We start from the raw sequence: 14,728 nt of genomic DNA, 5'->3' as shown, positions 1-14,728 counted from the left end.
CTGCTGCCCGGCACGCTGCAGGCCAAGATCCCGGCCGCCGTCCCCGCGGCCGCACCGCGCCCGCCCGTACGCCACGCACGGCGCGTGCTGATGCTCGAAGGCTGCGTGCAGCCGTCGCTGTCGCCGAACACCAACGCGGCCGCCGCGCGCGTGCTCGACCGGCTCGGCATCAGCGTGAGCCCGGCGCGCGAAGCCGGCTGCTGCGGCGCGTCCGAATATCACCTGAACGCGCAGGATGCGGGCCTCGCCCGCGCACGCCGCAATATCGACGCCTGGTGGCCCGCGATCGAAGCCGGCGCGGAAGCGATCGTGCTGACGGCGAGCGGCTGCGGCGCATTCGTCAAGGAATACGGCGACCTGCTGCGCTCCGACCCCGTCTATGCGGAGAAAGCGCAGCGCGTCAGCACGCTCGCGCGCGATCTCGCCGAGGTGATCGCGGCCGAGCCGCTCGACGCGCTGGCCGGCTCGACGCCACGCCGCATCGCGGTGCATTGCCCGTGCACGCTGCAGCACGCGCAGCGCCTCGGCGGCGCGGTCGAACGCATCCTGAGGCGGCTCGGCTTCGATCTGACGAATGTCGCCGACGGCCATCTGTGCTGCGGCTCGGCCGGCACGTATTCGCTGACGCAGCCCGAACTCGCGACGAAACTGCGCGACAACCGGCTCGACGCGCTCGAAGCCGCGCGGCCGGACCTGATTGTCACGGCCAACGTCGGCTGCCAGACTCACCTGAACGGCGCAGGCCGCACGCCCGTGCGCCACTGGATCGAGCTCGTCGACAACCATCTCGTCAACTGACCTGATTCCGGAGGATTGCCATGCAGACGAAACCCGAACTCGAACTCGCCGATGCCGACCGCATGCTCGCCGCCGCCCGCGCGGAAGCGGACCGCCACGGCTGGGCCGTGTCGATCGCCGTCGTCGACGACGGCGGCCACCTGCTCGCTTTTGCACGCCTGGACGGTGCATCGCCGGCCAGCACGTATATCGCGCAGGACAAGGCGCGCGCGGCGGCGCTCGGCCGGCGGGAAACGAAAGCGTATGAGGATATGATCAACGGTGGCCGCACCGCGTTTCTCAGCGTGCCGCTGACGGGGTTGCTCGAAGGCGGCGTGCCGGTCACGGTCGGCGGCCGAATCGCGGGCGCGATCGGCGTGTCTGGCGTAAAGTCCGAACAGGACGCGCAGATCGCCCGCGCCGGCACACAAAGCGTCGCAGCGTAACCAGCCAAAGCCGCGCGCGATTTTTTCCCCGGGAGGATTAACGATGATCGACCAAGCAGGACTGCAAGTCGCGCCAGCGCTGAGCCAGTTCATTGAAAACGAAGCACTGCCGGGCACCGGCATCGACAAGGCCGCGTTCTGGAGCGGTTTCTCGGCCCTGGTGCACGACCTGGCGCCGCGCAACCGCGAGTTGCTCGCGGAACGCGACCGCCTGCAGCACGAACTCGACACCTGGCACCGTGCCCACCCCGGCCCCGTGCGCGACCACGCCGCGTATCGCGCGTTCCTCGAACACATCGGCTACCTCGTGCCGGTCCCGTCGAACGTCGCGGCAGCCACCGCGAACGTCGACAGCGAGATCGCCACGCAGGCCGGCCCGCAGCTCGTCGTGCCGCTGTCGAACGCGCGCTACGCGCTGAACGCCGCGAACGCCCGCTGGGGCAGCCTGTACGACGCGCTGTACGGCACCGACGCGCTGCCTGAAGACGGCGGCGCCGAACGCACCACGGCCTACAACCCGACGCGCGGCCAGCGCGTGATCGACTACGCGCGCAACGTGCTCGACAACGCGGCGCCGCTCGCGGACGGCTCGCACCGCGACGCGCTGCGCTACCGCGTGCAGGACGGCCAGCTCGCCGTCGAAACCGCGAAGGGCGTCGTGCATCTCGCGCAGCCGGCGCAGTTCGTCGGCTACCAGGGCGCGGCCGACGCGCCGTCCGCGATCCTGCTGAAGCACAACGGCCTGCACCTCGAGATCCAGATCGACGCGTCGACACCGATCGGCCGCGCCGATCTCGCGAACGTGAAGGACGTCGTGCTTGAAGCCGCGGTCAGCACGATCATCGACTGCGAGGATTCGGTCGCGGCGGTGGACGCGGAAGACAAGGTCCAGCTCTACCGCAACTGGCTCGGCCTGATGCAGGGCACGCTGGTCGAGGAAGTCGCGAAGGGCGGCAAGACCTTCACGCGCCGCCTGAACGCCGATCGCGAGTACACCACGCCTGCGGGCGGCACGCTGTCGCTGCACGGCCGCTCGCTGCTGTTCGTGCGCAACGTCGGCCACCTGATGACCAACGGCGCGGTGCTCGACCGCGACGGCAACGAGATCCCAGAAGGGATCCTCGACGGTGTCGTCACGACGCTGTGCGCGCTGCACGACCTGAAGGCGAAGCGCAACTCGCGCACCGGCTCGATCTACATCGTGAAGCCGAAGATGCACGGCGCGGTCGAAGTCGCGTTCGCCGATACGCTGTTCGCGCGCATCGAGGACCTGTACAACCTGCCGCGCAACACGCTGAAGATGGGCATCATGGACGAGGAGCGCCGCACCAGCGTGAACCTCGCCGCGTGTATCGCCGCGGCCGCCGCACGCGTGGCGTTCATCAACACCGGCTTCCTCGATCGCACCGGCGACGAGATGCACACCGCGATGGAAGCGGGCCCGATGATCCGCAAGGGCGACATGAAGTCGTCGGCGTGGATCCAGTCGTACGAGCGCAACAACGTGCTCGCGGGCCTGTCGGCCGGCCTGCGCGGCCGCGCGCAGATCGGCAAGGGCATGTGGGCGATGCCGGACCTGATGCACGCGATGCTCGAGCAGAAGATCGCGCATCCGCGCGCCGGCGCGAACACCGCGTGGGTGCCGTCGCCGACCGCCGCGACGCTGCACGCGCTGCACTACCACCTCGTCGACGTGCAGGCCGTCCAGCAGGAACTCGAGAAGACGCCGTACGCAAGCGAACGCGACGCGCTGCTCGAAGGCCTGCTGACCGTGCCGGTCGTCGAGCGCGCCGCGTGGAGCGAGGCCGAGATCCTGAGCGAAGTCGAGAACAACGCGCAGGGCATCCTCGGCTACGTCGTGCGCTGGGTCGAACAGGGCGTCGGCTGCTCGAAGGTGCCCGACATCCACGACGTCGGCCTGATGGAAGACCGCGCGACGCTGCGCATCTCGAGCCAGCACATCGCGAACTGGCTGCGCCACGGCGTGATCACCGAAGCGTTCGTGCTCGACGTGTTCAAGCGGATGGCGCGCGTCGTCGACCAGCAGAACGCCGGCGACCCGAACTATCGCCCGATGGCGCCCGGCTACGACCAGTCGACCGCGTTCAAGGCCGCGTGTGCGCTCGCGCTGCAGGGCACGTCGCAGCCGAGCGGCTATACCGAGCCGCTGCTGCACCGGTTCCGCCTCGCGTTCAAGGCGCAACAGCACGGCGGTTAAGCGCAGGCGTGCTTCACGAAACGGGCGGCCGCCTCCGGCCGCCCGTTTTCATTTTTACGTTCGCCCGGCCGTTGAAACGAATAATCGGCGCATATCGCATGCCTTCATTTTTCGCGTGCGTGTGCCGTTAACCAGATGGAATCGACGGCTGCATGCCGCGCGCGACGGCCCTTCATGCCGCAAAGCCTTGCGCTGGAACGCTCTGCCCGATATTCGCAAGCCCCGGAATTCACTGTCATTTGATCCGGATCAACAGCCCGCAACATTTTCCGCGTCCGCGGACGCGCGCGTTATACTCCGTTGAATTCGCGTTGCCCGATTCGTCGGATCGTGGAATCGGCGCAGATGTCACCAGTGAATGCTTGATTTACCGGTATATCTGGCCGCGATTACCGATAATCGGCGTCCATTTTCCCGCCGGCCGGCAGGAAGGCGTCGGAATGGCCGCGTCACGGATCGCCGCCGGCACAACATACGAACAATCGCATCGGCCCGCCTCCCGGCGGCAATGCCCATCGATCCATCGACCATGGCAGAAACCGACTACGCAATGCCCCGCGAATCCGGCCTGACGAGCCGTGTCGCCGCGCATCTGCGCCGGTTCCTGCTGCCGCACCTGATCTTCTATACCGGTCTGCTGATCGCGCTGGTCCTGCTGCTCCTGTGCGGGGTCGTGCTGTACGAAGGCCGCATCGACGCGCGCGACCGCTCGGCCGCGATGCAGCAGAATCTTGCGCTGATGGCGTCGTGGGACATCGAGCGCAACATCGAAATCTATTCGCTGTCGCTGCAGGCCGTCGTCGAAGGCGAGAACGACCCCGAGGTCGTCAAGCTGCCGATGGCGCTGCGCCGCCAGGTGCTGTTTGACCGTGCGACGACCGCCAAGTACCTCGGCGGGATCTACGTGCTCGACGCGAAGGGCGACATCTCGGTCGACGGCAAGAGCGACGTGCCGCGCAAGGCCAACTTCAGCAACGAGCCGTACTTCGTCGTGCACCGCGACCACCCCGGCGCCGGCCTGTACGTCAGCCCGCCGTATCTCTCGCGGCTCCGCGGCGGCTCGCCGAGCATCGCGCTCAGCCGGCGGATCACGAGGCCCGACGGCTCGTTCGGCGGCGTCGCCGTGATGTCGATCCGGCTCGAATATTTCCAGAACCTGTTCTCGCGCCTGTCCCTGGGCGATCGCGGCTCGATCGCGCTGATCAACACGGACGGCAGGATGCTCGCGCGCGAGCCGTACGACCCGAAGATCGTCGGCCGCGACATCAGCCGAGCCAGCACGTTCCGGCGGTTCATGACCGCCAATGAAGGCAGCTTCGCCGACACCGCGTCGATCGACGGCGTGCGGCGCCTGTACGTGTTCCGGCACCTCGAGAACCTGCCGCTCATCATCATGGTCGCGCGCTCGGAAGCCGATACCTACGCCGCGTGGTACGACCGTGCGATCCCGATCGGCTCCGCGATGGTCGCGCTCGCGATCGGCTTCGTCGGCCTGTCGCTGCTGCTCGACGTGCAGCTGCGCAAGCGCCACCGCGCGGAAACCGAACTGCAGGCGCTCGCGCGCACCGACGGCCTCACGGGCCTCGACAACCGCCGGATGCTCGACGTCACGCTCGCGCGCGAATGGCGCCGTGCCGCGCGCTCGCAGCACGCGCTGTCGCTGCTGTTCATCGACGTCGATTACTTCAAGCGCTACAACGACACGCAAGGGCACCAGGCCGGCGACGACGCGCTTGCCGCGGTCGGCCACTGCATCGCCGGCTGCCTGCGCCGCCCGGCCGATTACGCCGCGCGCTACGGCGGCGAGGAATTCGTCGTGGTGCTGCCCGACATCGACACGGACGGCGCGGTGACGATCGCCGAGACGATCCGCACCGGCATCCTCGATCTCGGCATCCGGCACGACGCCGGCACGTCCGGCCGCCTGACGGTGAGCATCGGCGTGACGACCAGCTATCCCGAACAAGACGACGACATGCAGGGCGCGCTGAAACTCGCCGACGACGCGCTGTATCGCGCGAAGGAAAGCGGGCGCAACCGCATCGTCGTGCACCCGGCTGCTTCCGGCGGCCTCGCGGCGCGGCAGGCCTGAGCGGCCGGACACGCCACGCCGCCGAGCGACGGCCGGGCGGCCGCCGGGCCGCCGTCGCCGCCCGTGCGCAAAATCGCCGACAATGTCGCCTCGACATGCCGCCGCACGGCTGACGCACCCGGCCGGCCCGCGCCGGTGCACGGCTGCTTCGCACCACCATGAGACTCAAGGCAAAGATCTTCCTTCTGGCCATTGTGCCGTTCCTGCTCGCGATCGCCGGCATCGGCTTCGGCGTGCGCCAGCAGGCGACGTCCCTCGCGCGCACGCAGCACGCGACGATCCAGGCCGCGTACCTGTCGAGCAAGGAAGTCGAGCTGAAGCACTACGTCGAGCTGGCGACGAGCGCGATCATGCCGCTCTACGACGCGAGCGGCCGCAACGCGCGCGACGACGCGATGCTGCGCATGCAGGCGCTCGCGATGCTGCAGAAGATGGATTTCGGCCCCGACGGCTATTTCTTCGTGTACGACTTGCACGGCAATTCGCTGATGCATCCGCGCGAACCCGAGCGCGTCGGCCACAACTACTGGTCGATGCGCGACCCGCAGGGCGCGCTGACGATCCAGAAGCTGATCGGCGCGGCGTCGAGCGGCGGCGGCTACGTGCGCTACGCATGGCAGCGGCCGTCGACGGGCCGCGTCGCGCCGAAGCTCGGCTACGTCGTCGCGCTCGAGCGCTGGGGCTGGATGGTCGGCACCGGCATCTATCTCGACGACGTCGACACCGCGCTGCAGCGCATCGACGCACGCGCGTCCGCGAACATCGAGCGCACGATGAGCTGGCTCACCGCGATCGCGCTCACCGGCGCGGCGGCGATCGTCGTGTGCGCGCTGGTGCTGAACGTCAGCGAGTCGCGCAGCGCCGACGCGAAGCTCAAGCTGCTCGCGCAGCGCGTCGTCGAATCGCAGGAGCAGGAGCGGGCGCGGCTGTCGCGCGAGCTGCATGACGGGATCAGCCAGATGATGGTGTCCGCGAAGCTGATGCTCGAATCCGCGCTCGCACGCTTCGAACGCGCCTCGGCGCGCATGCCCGAAGCCGAGCAGGCACTAGCGTCGGGCGTCGGGCGGCTCGGCGATACGCTGCGCGAAGTGCGGCGCATCTCGCATGCGCTGCGTCCGTCCATGCTCGACGACCTCGGCCTCGCGGCCGCGCTCGAGCAACTGGTGCGCGAGCTCGGCGCCGAAAGCGGTATCGACATCGGCTATACGCAGGTCGCGCACAGCGGCACCCGGCCGCTGCCCGAAGCCGTCAACACCGCGCTGTTCCGGATCGCCCAGGAAGCGCTCAGCAACATCGTGCATCATGCGCAGGCGTCGCGCGCGGCCGTCACGCTCGACGTCGGCGCGCAATCCGTCGTGCTGACCATCGCCGACAACGGCTGCGGCTTCGACGCCGAACGCTCGCAGGCCGACGCGCGCCGCGGCATCGGCCTGCGCAACATGCGCGAGCGCCTCGACGCGCTCGGCGGCACGCTGACGATCACGTCGCAGGTCGGCCACACGATCGTCGCCGCGCGCGTGCCGCTGCCCGGCGCCGCGTCATGACGCGCCCCATAACAGGAGACCTTTCACGCATGAGCGCCCCCGACACCGCCCGGCCCGTCGCCCGACTGCTGCTCGTCGACGATCACCCGCTCGTGCGCGACGGCTTGCGGATGCGGCTCGAAGCGGCCGACCTGTCCGTGGTCGGCGAAGCCGGCAACGCCGACGAGGCGCTCGCGCTCGCCGCGTCGCTCGAACCCGATCTCGCGCTGATGGACGTCGGCATGAACGGGATGAACGGCATCACGCTCGCAGGCGTGTTCCACGAGCGCTTTCCGGGCATCCGCGTGCTGATGCTGTCGATGCACGACAACACCGAATACGTGACGCAGGCCGTGCGTGCCGGCGCGAGCGGCTACCTGCTGAAGGATTCGCCCGCGAGCGAGATCGTGCGCGCGATCGGCGCGGTGCTGGGCGGCCAGACGTTCTTCAGCGAAGGGCTCGCCGCGCGGATGATCCACGCGAGCGCGACCGCGTCGCCGCTCGACCGGCTCACGCCACGCGAACGCGACATCCTCGACGCGCTGGCGGAAGGGCTGTCGAGCAAGCAGATCGCGCAGCAGACGGGGCTGTCGGTGCGCACCGTCGAGACGCACCGGCTCAATCTGAAGCGCAAGCTGGAGATCGAAGGGCAGGCCGAGCTGATCAAGTTCGCGGTGGAGCATCGGCGAAGGTAGGCCAGCACGTCAACGGCGTCCACCTCACGATTCGCCGTCCAATTTCATACTCGTCCAATCGACCGCTCCCCGGGTCGATGGAATCCTTTCGCTTGCCGGAACGAGCATCGTGCTCGTGTTTCGCATGACGCCTGCATGAACTCGTCGTGCGGCACCCGGCATCACCGGCAGATATCGGTGATCTAGGCCGAGGAGCGAAATCATGATGCGCCGTATCGCCGTTGTCGGCGACGAGTTGGAAACCGGGGGACACGTCATTGCCTACGCAGGGCCACGATTCACGTTTGGCGACGCTGGCCATCAGGTTGCGCTGATCGGCGGCCTCGCGTTCTGCGAAGCATGCGGAAGTACTGGACAGATTGCCAAGGCCGGCGGACCGAAGCGCATCAAATTCATGGGCGAAACGGCAGCCGATGGCGACATCGTTTTATGTCGGTGCGCGACACCGCCACGCATCGTCGCGGTGCTCTCCGGCAATTCATGGTGCGATGACGAAGCGGAAACGGAAAGCATCGTTTCCTCTGGATCGAATCCGCAAGGCAATGTGACGACCATAGCCACGGGCGTCTATGACGAATGCGTTCGCGCCGTCGGAAACGGCGCAGTGCCGGATTATCCGTACATCATCGAAACATCGGACGGGCGTGTTCACTCGGGCCGACTCGATGCCACCGGATACCTGCCGCGTGTTCATACGAGCCATGAGGGCACGTACACGGTCTATTGGGGCGACGAAGCGCTCGCACGACTGAGCGGAGATGCGTAATGCCAAACGCAAAAACAGTCGTGAAGACAACCACTGTTCAAAACTCTCACAAGGAAGTCCAGCTGAAGTCCGTGACGTTTTCCGAACTCTGGAACAACTATGCTCACGGAAATCCGTACGATGATCCGAACGGGCAGTACAAGAACCAGTGTGCGATCCGGATGAGTGTAACGCTGCACAACGTCGGCATCGAGATGAAGTCGTTTTCGCAGAAACGGGTCCGACCAATGCCAGGCAAGCCGACACTGGGCCGCCTCATGCTCAGAGGAAAACCGACAGCCACACGCGCGTACGAGTTCGCCGAGTGGTTGAAGCTACGGCCGGTCGCCGGCGTACTGGCTCCCGAGAACATTACGGGACGCGATTGGGCGAGCAAGGTAGCAAGTCGAACCGGAATTGTCTTCTTCGATGGCTATTGGCTGCAGGACGGCGATTCGCCGGACAATTTGAGCGGCGGCCATATCGACCTCTGGAATGGAGGCAGGCTCACCGGTTTCGCATCAGGCATTCGGATTTCGTGGAATATTGTCATAGCGGGTTTCTGGTCGGATTTCCGCAACTCAAAAACCATTTTGTTCTTTCCCGTCAAATGAAATTCGTTGCCGCTGTAGCGAGCGCACTTGTCGGCGTAGCCTTCGCCACCTTGATCTGCTGGGGCTCTCTCTACGCATACGGAACATTCGTCCTGCATGGCAGAGGTAGCCTTTTCGATACGAACCCGGAAATCGCGGATGCGTTCTTCGCAGGATGGGGTGGGCTGTCTGCCATCTTTGCGATCGTTTCGGCGAGCATCGTGACTCGCAGGAAATCACGTTAATCCTCGGACATGCGGCCAAGAATAAGACGTGTAGGACTCTCGCTCTTGTACGGGATCGCAGGTCTGGTAACTACCTGGCTCGCATGCTGGATCGGAAGCCGGATCGATTGGCGGATTCATACCGGTTGGCGAATGCACTTCGGTCAGCATTCCTGCCGCGAAATCGATCTCTGTTCACCACCCTGGCCAGTTTTCGCGCTGCTCATCGTGTGGCTGCTCGGCCCATCGCTTGCATTCGCCTTCGCGGGTTGGCGGATCGCGCGTCAACGTGTCACAGCACGAAAATGGGTGCTTTCCTTGGCCGCCTTGGCAACGCCCACGATGCTGATCTACATCGCGTCATATGTGATTCGATAGGTGGCGAGGTTGACCGGTCACGGTCGTTCCGGCCGCGATTGCGTCGAGCACGACACCGGCCCAATACCCTGCTTTCGACTGACTTCACGCCGCACCATCAGCATCACCGCAACCACAATACTGAGGATCCCGGAACACAAAACCGCGATCGAAAACCCGTGCGCCATCGCGTCCCGATACGCACCGAGCAGCGCCGGCCGCCCTGCCGCAAACACATGCTCCATCACCGACTGCCGCGCGAGCGTATCCGCTTGCGCGCTGCCGGCCGCCTGCATCGCGGCCGTCATCCGGCGCAGCGCACCGACGCTCATCACGCTGCCGAGCACCGCGATGCCCATGCTCATCCCGGTCTGACGCAACGCGTTCATCGTCGCCGACGCCATGCCCGCGCGTTCGGCCGGCGCCAGTTCCATCACGGTCATGCCGGTCGCGGGCACCGCGAGCCCCATGCCGACCCCGAGCACCGCCAGCGCGACACCGACCGGCACATACGACGTGTCCGCGCCGAAGCCGGCCATGAGCGCCAGCATCGCGCCGATCAGCCCGTATCCAGCCACCATCAGCGCATGCAACGGAATACGCGCCGCGATGCGCCCGAACAGCATCGACGTGATCGCCGTCATCACGAACTGCGGCATCAGTTGCCAGCCAGCCTCGGCCGGCGTGCGCCCCTGCGCCTGCTGCAGGAACAGCGACAGGAAGAACAAACTGCTGTACCCCGAGAACCCGAGCACGAACGACGCGAGATTGGCTCGCACCAGCCGCCGGTCGCGAAACAGCCAGACCGGCAGCAGCGGCCGCTCGACGCGCGTTTCGACCCGCACGAACACGACGAACGCCACCGCGGCGCCCGCCAGCGGCGCGAGCACCTTCACGTGCGACGCGCCGGCTTCGCCGATACCGATCAGCCCGTACGTGAGCAACCCGAGCCAGGCCACGCTCAGCACCTGGCCGAACGGATCGAACGCCGCATGCTGCGGATGCCGGCGCTCCGGAATGCCCCATGCGCCGAGCAGCACGGTCACGATGCCGATCGGCACGTTGACGAGGAAGATGTTCTGCCATCCGCCGTGCTCGACGAGCAGGCCGCCTGCCAGCGGCCCGAGAATCAGCGCGAGCGCGCTGAACGCGGACCATCCGCCGATCGCGCGGGCGCGCTCGCGCGCATTGGGAAACGCATGCGTGAGGATCGGCATCGCGCCCGGTATCAGCAATGCACCGGCAAACCCCTGGATCGCGCGGCCGGTCAGCAGCGGCTCGATGCTGCCCGCGCATGCGCAAACCACCGATCCGGCCGTAAACAGGACGACGCTGGCGAGCCACACGCGCTTGTGTCCGTAACGATCGCCGAGCGGCCCGGCCGACAGCATGAACGCGGACAGCGCCAGCGCATACGCATTGACGACCCATTGAAGGCCGCCGATATCGGTGCCGAGCGCCGTTTGCAGCGTCGGCAATGCGACGTTGACGATGCTGATGTCGAGCGTGGCGAGAAAGGTGCCGAGACAGGCGGCCAGGACGAGTGCGGCGCGGCGGTAGCGAGGCATGGCGGTCGGCCCTTCACGGGCACGGGGATGAGAATGATTCTCATCATATATATCGACTGACCGTCGGTCAATGGACTGCGTTGGCCGCGAGCGGGGTGCTGGCCTAAACTGCGGGCTTTGCACGAACGGGCGTCGAGCCGCGATGACGGACAGGACAAGGGCAGGGACCACGACAGTGAAGGACGACGCGCCGGCAGGCAAGCCGCGCACGAAGCCGGCGGAAGTACGCCTCGAGGAACTAATGGCGGCGGCCGAGACGCTGTTCCTCGCGCAGGGGGTGGAGGCGACGACCATCAGCGAGATCGTCGAGCACGCGCAGGTCGCGAAAGGCACGTTCTATCACTACTTCGAATCGAAGTCCGACATGCTCGCCGCGCTCGCGCAGCGCTACACGTCGTCGTTCCTCGACCGGCTGCAGCACGCGGTGGACGCATGCGACGCCGACGACTGGCTCGCGCGCCTGCGCGCATGGATCCGCACCAGCATCGAAACCTACGCGGCGACCTACCGCACGCACGACATCGTCTACGCGAACCACCATCACCATGATCGCGCGAATGCCGACAAGAACGCGATCCTCGAGCAGCTCGGCGCGATTCTCGACGGCGGCGCACGGGCCGGCACCTGGCGGCTCGCGCATCCGCAGGTGACCGCGCTGCTGATCTATGCGGGCGTGCATGGCGCGACCGATCACATCATCGCGGCGCCGGAAACGGATCGTGCCGCGTTCGTCGACGCGGTGGTCGACGATTGCCTGCGGATGCTCGGCGCCGGCGCGTAATGCGCCGTCGGCGCACAGCCATGAAAAAGGGCGCCCGAGGGCGCCCTTTGTGCATCCGGACTGCAGCCTGGCAGCGGCTGTCAGTTCGTCCGCGAATTGTGCTTCTGCAGATACGCGATCAGGCCATCGATCCCGCCCGACGCGAGCTGGCTCTTGAACTGCCCCTGGTAGACCTGGATCAGCCACGCACCTGACATGTCGATGTCGTAGATCTTCCAGTCGTTGCCGACCTTGCCGAGACGATAGCCGACCGACTGGCTGTCACCCGGCGTGGTGACCGTCGACTGCACGAGCGCGTCGGCGCCCGACGCGCCGCCGGCCTTGAACGAGAACTTCGCGTCCTGGCTGCCGAGCTGCGCGAGCGACGCGGCGTAGGTGCGCGTCATCAGCAGCTTGAACTGCTTGTACAGCTCCTGCTGCTGTTGCGGCGTGGCCTGCTTCCACGCGTCACCGACCGCGATGCGGGTCGTGCGCTCGAAGTTGGTCGCGGGCAGGAAGCGCTGCTCGACCACCGCCGAGACCTTCGCCATGTCACCGCCGCGTGCGGCCGGATCGGCCTTCATCGCGTTGACGGTGCCCTCGACCGCATTGCGGACGATATCGACCGGCGCACTCTGCGCGAAAGCGGAAACCGACACGGCGGCCGCCGCGACGAAAGCAAACAGATGACGTTTCATACGAATATCGCTCGATGAGAAAAAACGACCGGTTCGTTGCACCGGCCGACGAAGCAAAGTATACCGGGCCTGACGCCCCGGTGTGCCGCCGTGACCGACTGTTACCTTTCAGATCCTTTGTCACAGGCCCGCGGCGGCGCGTCGAAGCAGCGCGGCGCCGTTTATGTAAATATCCCCTTACAAACGGTTCGGCCGGCGGTATCGATTCCGCCGCCGCGAACAAATCTCCTTCCCTTCTCGCAACCCCCAACGTCACGACCGCCGCCACGCTGCGCCGGTATACTTGGCTACTTTGCCCTTTCCAGCCGCTCCCCACCGCCACATGGTGACATCTCTCATCGTCCGACTCGTTGCATGGTCGGTACGCCGACCCGTCTGGGTCGTCGTGCTGTCGCTCGTCATCGCCGCGCTCAGCGGCGTCTATGTCGCGCAGCATTTCAAGATCAACACCGACATCAGCAAGCTCGTCGACGCGGAACCGCAATTTGCCGCGCTCGGCCATGCCGTCGACAAAGCGTTCCCGCAACGCAACGGCACGATCCTCGCGGTTGTCGAGGCGCCCGCGCCCGAATTCGCGAATGCCGCAGCGCAGGCGCTGACCGAAGCGCTGCAGAAGGATGCCGCCGCCGGCCGTATCGGCCAGGTCGCCGAGCCCGGCGGCGGGCCGTTCTTCGACCACAACGGGCTGCTGTTCCTGTCGCCGCAGGAAGTCACCGATACGACCTCGCAGCTCGCGAGCGCGCGCCCGCTCGTCAACGAACTCGCGAAGAACCCGAGCCTGACCGGGCTCGCCACGACGCTCTCCACCACGCTCGGCCAGCCGCTGCTGACCGGCCAGGTGAAGCTGCCCACGATGGCGAAGCTGCTCGCCCGCAGCGCCGCGACGGTCGACGACGTGCTGGCCGGCAAGCCGGCCGCGTTCTCGTGGCGCGCGCTGGTCGACAACGATGCCGCGCGGCAGCCCGCGCGCGCGTTCGTCACCGTGCAGCCCGTGGTCAACTACGGCGCGCTGAAGGCCGGCGCGGAAACCAGCCAGGTGATCCGCGACGCGGCCCGTTCGATCGACCTCGAGAAGCGCTACGGCGCCGTCGTGCGCCTGACCGGCGAACAGCCGCTCGCCGACGACGAATTCGCATCGGTCGAGGATGGCGCGGCGCTCAACGGCGTCTTCACGCTGCTCGCCGTGCTCGTCATCCTGTGGCTCGCGCTGCGCTCGAAGCGGATGATCGGCTCGGTGCTCGTCACGCTGTTCGTCGGCCTCGTCGTGACCGCCGCGCTCGGCCTCGCGATGGTCGGCTCGCTGAACATGATCTCGGTCGCGTTCATGGTGCTGTTCGTCGGCCTCGGCGTCGATTTCTCGATCCAGTACGGCGTGAAGTACCGCGAGGAGCGCTTCCGCGATCCGCGCATCGACCACGCGCTGATCGGCGCCGCGCACTCGATGGGCATGCCGCTCGCGCTGGCCACCGCGGCCGTCGCGGCGAGCTTCTTCTCGTTCATCCCCACCGCCTATCGCGGCGTGTCCGAGCTCGGCCTGATCGCGGGCGTCGGGATGTTCGTCGCGCTGCTCACCACGATCACGCTGCTGCCCGCGTTGCTGCGCCTGTTCGCGCCGCCGGGCGAATCGAAGACGCCGGGCTTTCCGTGGCTCGCGCCGGTCGACGATTACCTCGATCGCCATCGCAAGCCGATCCTGATCGGCACGCTCGTGGTCGTGATCGGCGCGCTGCCGCTGCTCGCGTTCCTGCGCTTCGACTTCAACCCGCTGCACCTGAAGGACCCGAACAGCGAATCGATGGCGACGCTGCTCGCCCTGAAGGATTCGCCGGAAGCCGCCGTCAACGACGTCACGCTGCTCGCGCCGTCGCTCGCGGAGGCCGATGCGGCCGCGAAGCGCCTCGACGCGCTGCCCGAGGTCGGCCGCACGACCACGCTGTCGACCTTCATCCCCGCCGACCAGCCGGCCAAGCGCGCGGCGATCGCCGCCGCCGCGAGCGACCTGCTGCCTGCGCTGACGCAGCCGCCCGCGCCG

At 67.0% G+C, this 14,728-nt stretch carries 12 protein-coding genes; 10 read left to right on the top strand and 2 right to left on the bottom strand.

Features of this window, described 5'->3' with window-relative positions; translation table 11 throughout:
* The 8 genes from glcF to F3J15_RS34430 form a co-directional block, all read left to right on the top strand.
* Positions 1–798, top strand: a 798-nt coding sequence (gene glcF, locus F3J15_RS34465; RefSeq protein WP_166896870.1) for a glycolate oxidase subunit GlcF, incomplete at its 5' end; no start/stop codon positions are given.
* A gap of 20 nt (positions 799–818) precedes the next feature.
* A complete protein-coding gene (locus F3J15_RS34460) occupies positions 819–1,223 on the top strand; it encodes a heme-binding protein (protein WP_166896868.1) in 405 nt (134 codons plus the stop codon).
* 43 nt (positions 1,224–1,266) lie between these two features.
* Positions 1,267–3,441, top strand: a complete 2,175-nt coding sequence (locus F3J15_RS34455) for a malate synthase G (protein WP_166896866.1) — start codon at positions 1,267–1,269, stop codon at positions 3,439–3,441.
* 529 nt (positions 3,442–3,970) lie between these two features.
* Complete coding sequence (locus tag F3J15_RS34450; RefSeq protein ID WP_166896864.1) at positions 3,971–5,533, top strand: sensor domain-containing diguanylate cyclase; 1,563 nt, start codon at positions 3,971–3,973, stop codon at positions 5,531–5,533.
* A gap of 158 nt (positions 5,534–5,691) precedes the next feature.
* The gene (locus F3J15_RS34445) at positions 5,692–7,077 is read left to right on the top strand and encodes a cache domain-containing protein (RefSeq protein WP_166896862.1); all 1,386 of its coding nucleotides are present in this window, start codon (positions 5,692–5,694) and stop codon (positions 7,075–7,077) included.
* 29 nt (positions 7,078–7,106) lie between these two features.
* Positions 7,107–7,751 (top strand): response regulator transcription factor, encoded by a 645-nt coding sequence (locus F3J15_RS34440; protein WP_166896860.1) that lies wholly within the window; start codon positions 7,107–7,109, stop codon positions 7,749–7,751.
* A gap of 202 nt (positions 7,752–7,953) precedes the next feature.
* Positions 7,954–8,517 carry a PAAR domain-containing protein gene (locus F3J15_RS34435; protein WP_089446736.1) on the top strand — a complete coding sequence of 188 codons (564 nt, stop codon included), beginning with the start codon at positions 7,954–7,956 and terminating at the stop codon, positions 8,515–8,517.
* Positions 8,517–9,110, top strand: coding sequence for a type VI secretion system amidase effector protein Tae4 (locus tag F3J15_RS34430; RefSeq protein WP_166896858.1), 594 nt, complete (start codon positions 8,517–8,519; stop codon positions 9,108–9,110). The genes F3J15_RS34435 and F3J15_RS34430 overlap by 1 nt, the downstream gene beginning before the upstream one ends.
* Positions 9,111–9,708: 598 nt before the next feature.
* Here the strand turns inward: F3J15_RS34430 and F3J15_RS34425 are convergent.
* On the bottom strand, positions 9,709–11,238 hold the full coding sequence (locus tag F3J15_RS34425; RefSeq protein WP_166896856.1) for an MFS transporter: 1,530 nt from the start codon (positions 11,236–11,238) through the stop codon (positions 9,709–9,711).
* Positions 11,239–11,380: 142 nt separating this feature from the next.
* Between F3J15_RS34425 and F3J15_RS34420 the strand changes: the two genes are divergently transcribed.
* Positions 11,381–12,019 carry a TetR/AcrR family transcriptional regulator gene (locus F3J15_RS34420; RefSeq protein ID WP_166896854.1) on the top strand — a complete coding sequence of 213 codons (639 nt, stop codon included), beginning with the start codon at positions 11,381–11,383 and terminating at the stop codon, positions 12,017–12,019.
* A gap of 80 nt (positions 12,020–12,099) precedes the next feature.
* Here the strand turns inward: F3J15_RS34420 and F3J15_RS34415 are convergent, their stop codons facing one another.
* Positions 12,100–12,696: an ABC transporter substrate-binding protein gene (locus tag F3J15_RS34415; protein ID WP_027790211.1), complete on the bottom strand. Its 597-nt coding sequence runs from the start codon at positions 12,694–12,696 to the stop codon at positions 12,100–12,102.
* Positions 12,697–13,018: 322 nt separating this feature from the next.
* Between F3J15_RS34415 and F3J15_RS34410 the strand changes: the two genes are divergently transcribed.
* Positions 13,019–14,728: MMPL family transporter (locus tag F3J15_RS34410; RefSeq protein WP_166896852.1), on the top strand; the 1,710-nt coding region annotated here is incomplete at its 3' end.

Origin of the sequence: Burkholderia sp. Ap-955 (assembly GCF_011753045.1) — a bacterium.
GTDB classification, from domain to species: domain Bacteria; phylum Pseudomonadota; class Gammaproteobacteria; order Burkholderiales; family Burkholderiaceae; genus Burkholderia; species Burkholderia lata_D.
Note: the sequence above shows the minus strand (reverse complement) of the source record. Positions and strands in the feature narration are given on the sequence as shown.

What these genes read in the sequence shown, in the direction of transcription:
- F3J15_RS34455 (WP_166896866.1), top strand. Translation starts at nt 1,267, where the DNA reads ATGATCGACCAAGCAGGACTGCAAGTCGCGCCAGCGCTGAGCCAGTTC.
- F3J15_RS34435 (WP_089446736.1), top strand. Translation starts at nt 7,954, where the DNA reads ATGATGCGCCGTATCGCCGTTGTCGGCGACGAGTTGGAAACCGGGGGA.
- F3J15_RS34415 (WP_027790211.1), bottom strand. Translation starts at nt 12,696, where the DNA reads ATGAAACGTCATCTGTTTGCTTTCGTCGCGGCGGCCGCCGTGTCGGTT.
- F3J15_RS34425 (WP_166896856.1), bottom strand. Translation starts at nt 11,238, where the DNA reads ATGCCTCGCTACCGCCGCGCCGCACTCGTCCTGGCCGCCTGTCTCGGC.
- F3J15_RS34440 (WP_166896860.1), top strand. Translation starts at nt 7,107, where the DNA reads ATGAGCGCCCCCGACACCGCCCGGCCCGTCGCCCGACTGCTGCTCGTC.
- F3J15_RS34420 (WP_166896854.1), top strand. Translation starts at nt 11,381, where the DNA reads ATGACGGACAGGACAAGGGCAGGGACCACGACAGTGAAGGACGACGCG.
- F3J15_RS34460 (WP_166896868.1), top strand. Translation starts at nt 819, where the DNA reads ATGCAGACGAAACCCGAACTCGAACTCGCCGATGCCGACCGCATGCTC.
- F3J15_RS34445 (WP_166896862.1), top strand. Translation starts at nt 5,692, where the DNA reads ATGAGACTCAAGGCAAAGATCTTCCTTCTGGCCATTGTGCCGTTCCTG.
- F3J15_RS34450 (WP_166896864.1), top strand. Translation starts at nt 3,971, where the DNA reads ATGGCAGAAACCGACTACGCAATGCCCCGCGAATCCGGCCTGACGAGC.
- F3J15_RS34430 (WP_166896858.1), top strand. Translation starts at nt 8,517, where the DNA reads ATGCCAAACGCAAAAACAGTCGTGAAGACAACCACTGTTCAAAACTCT.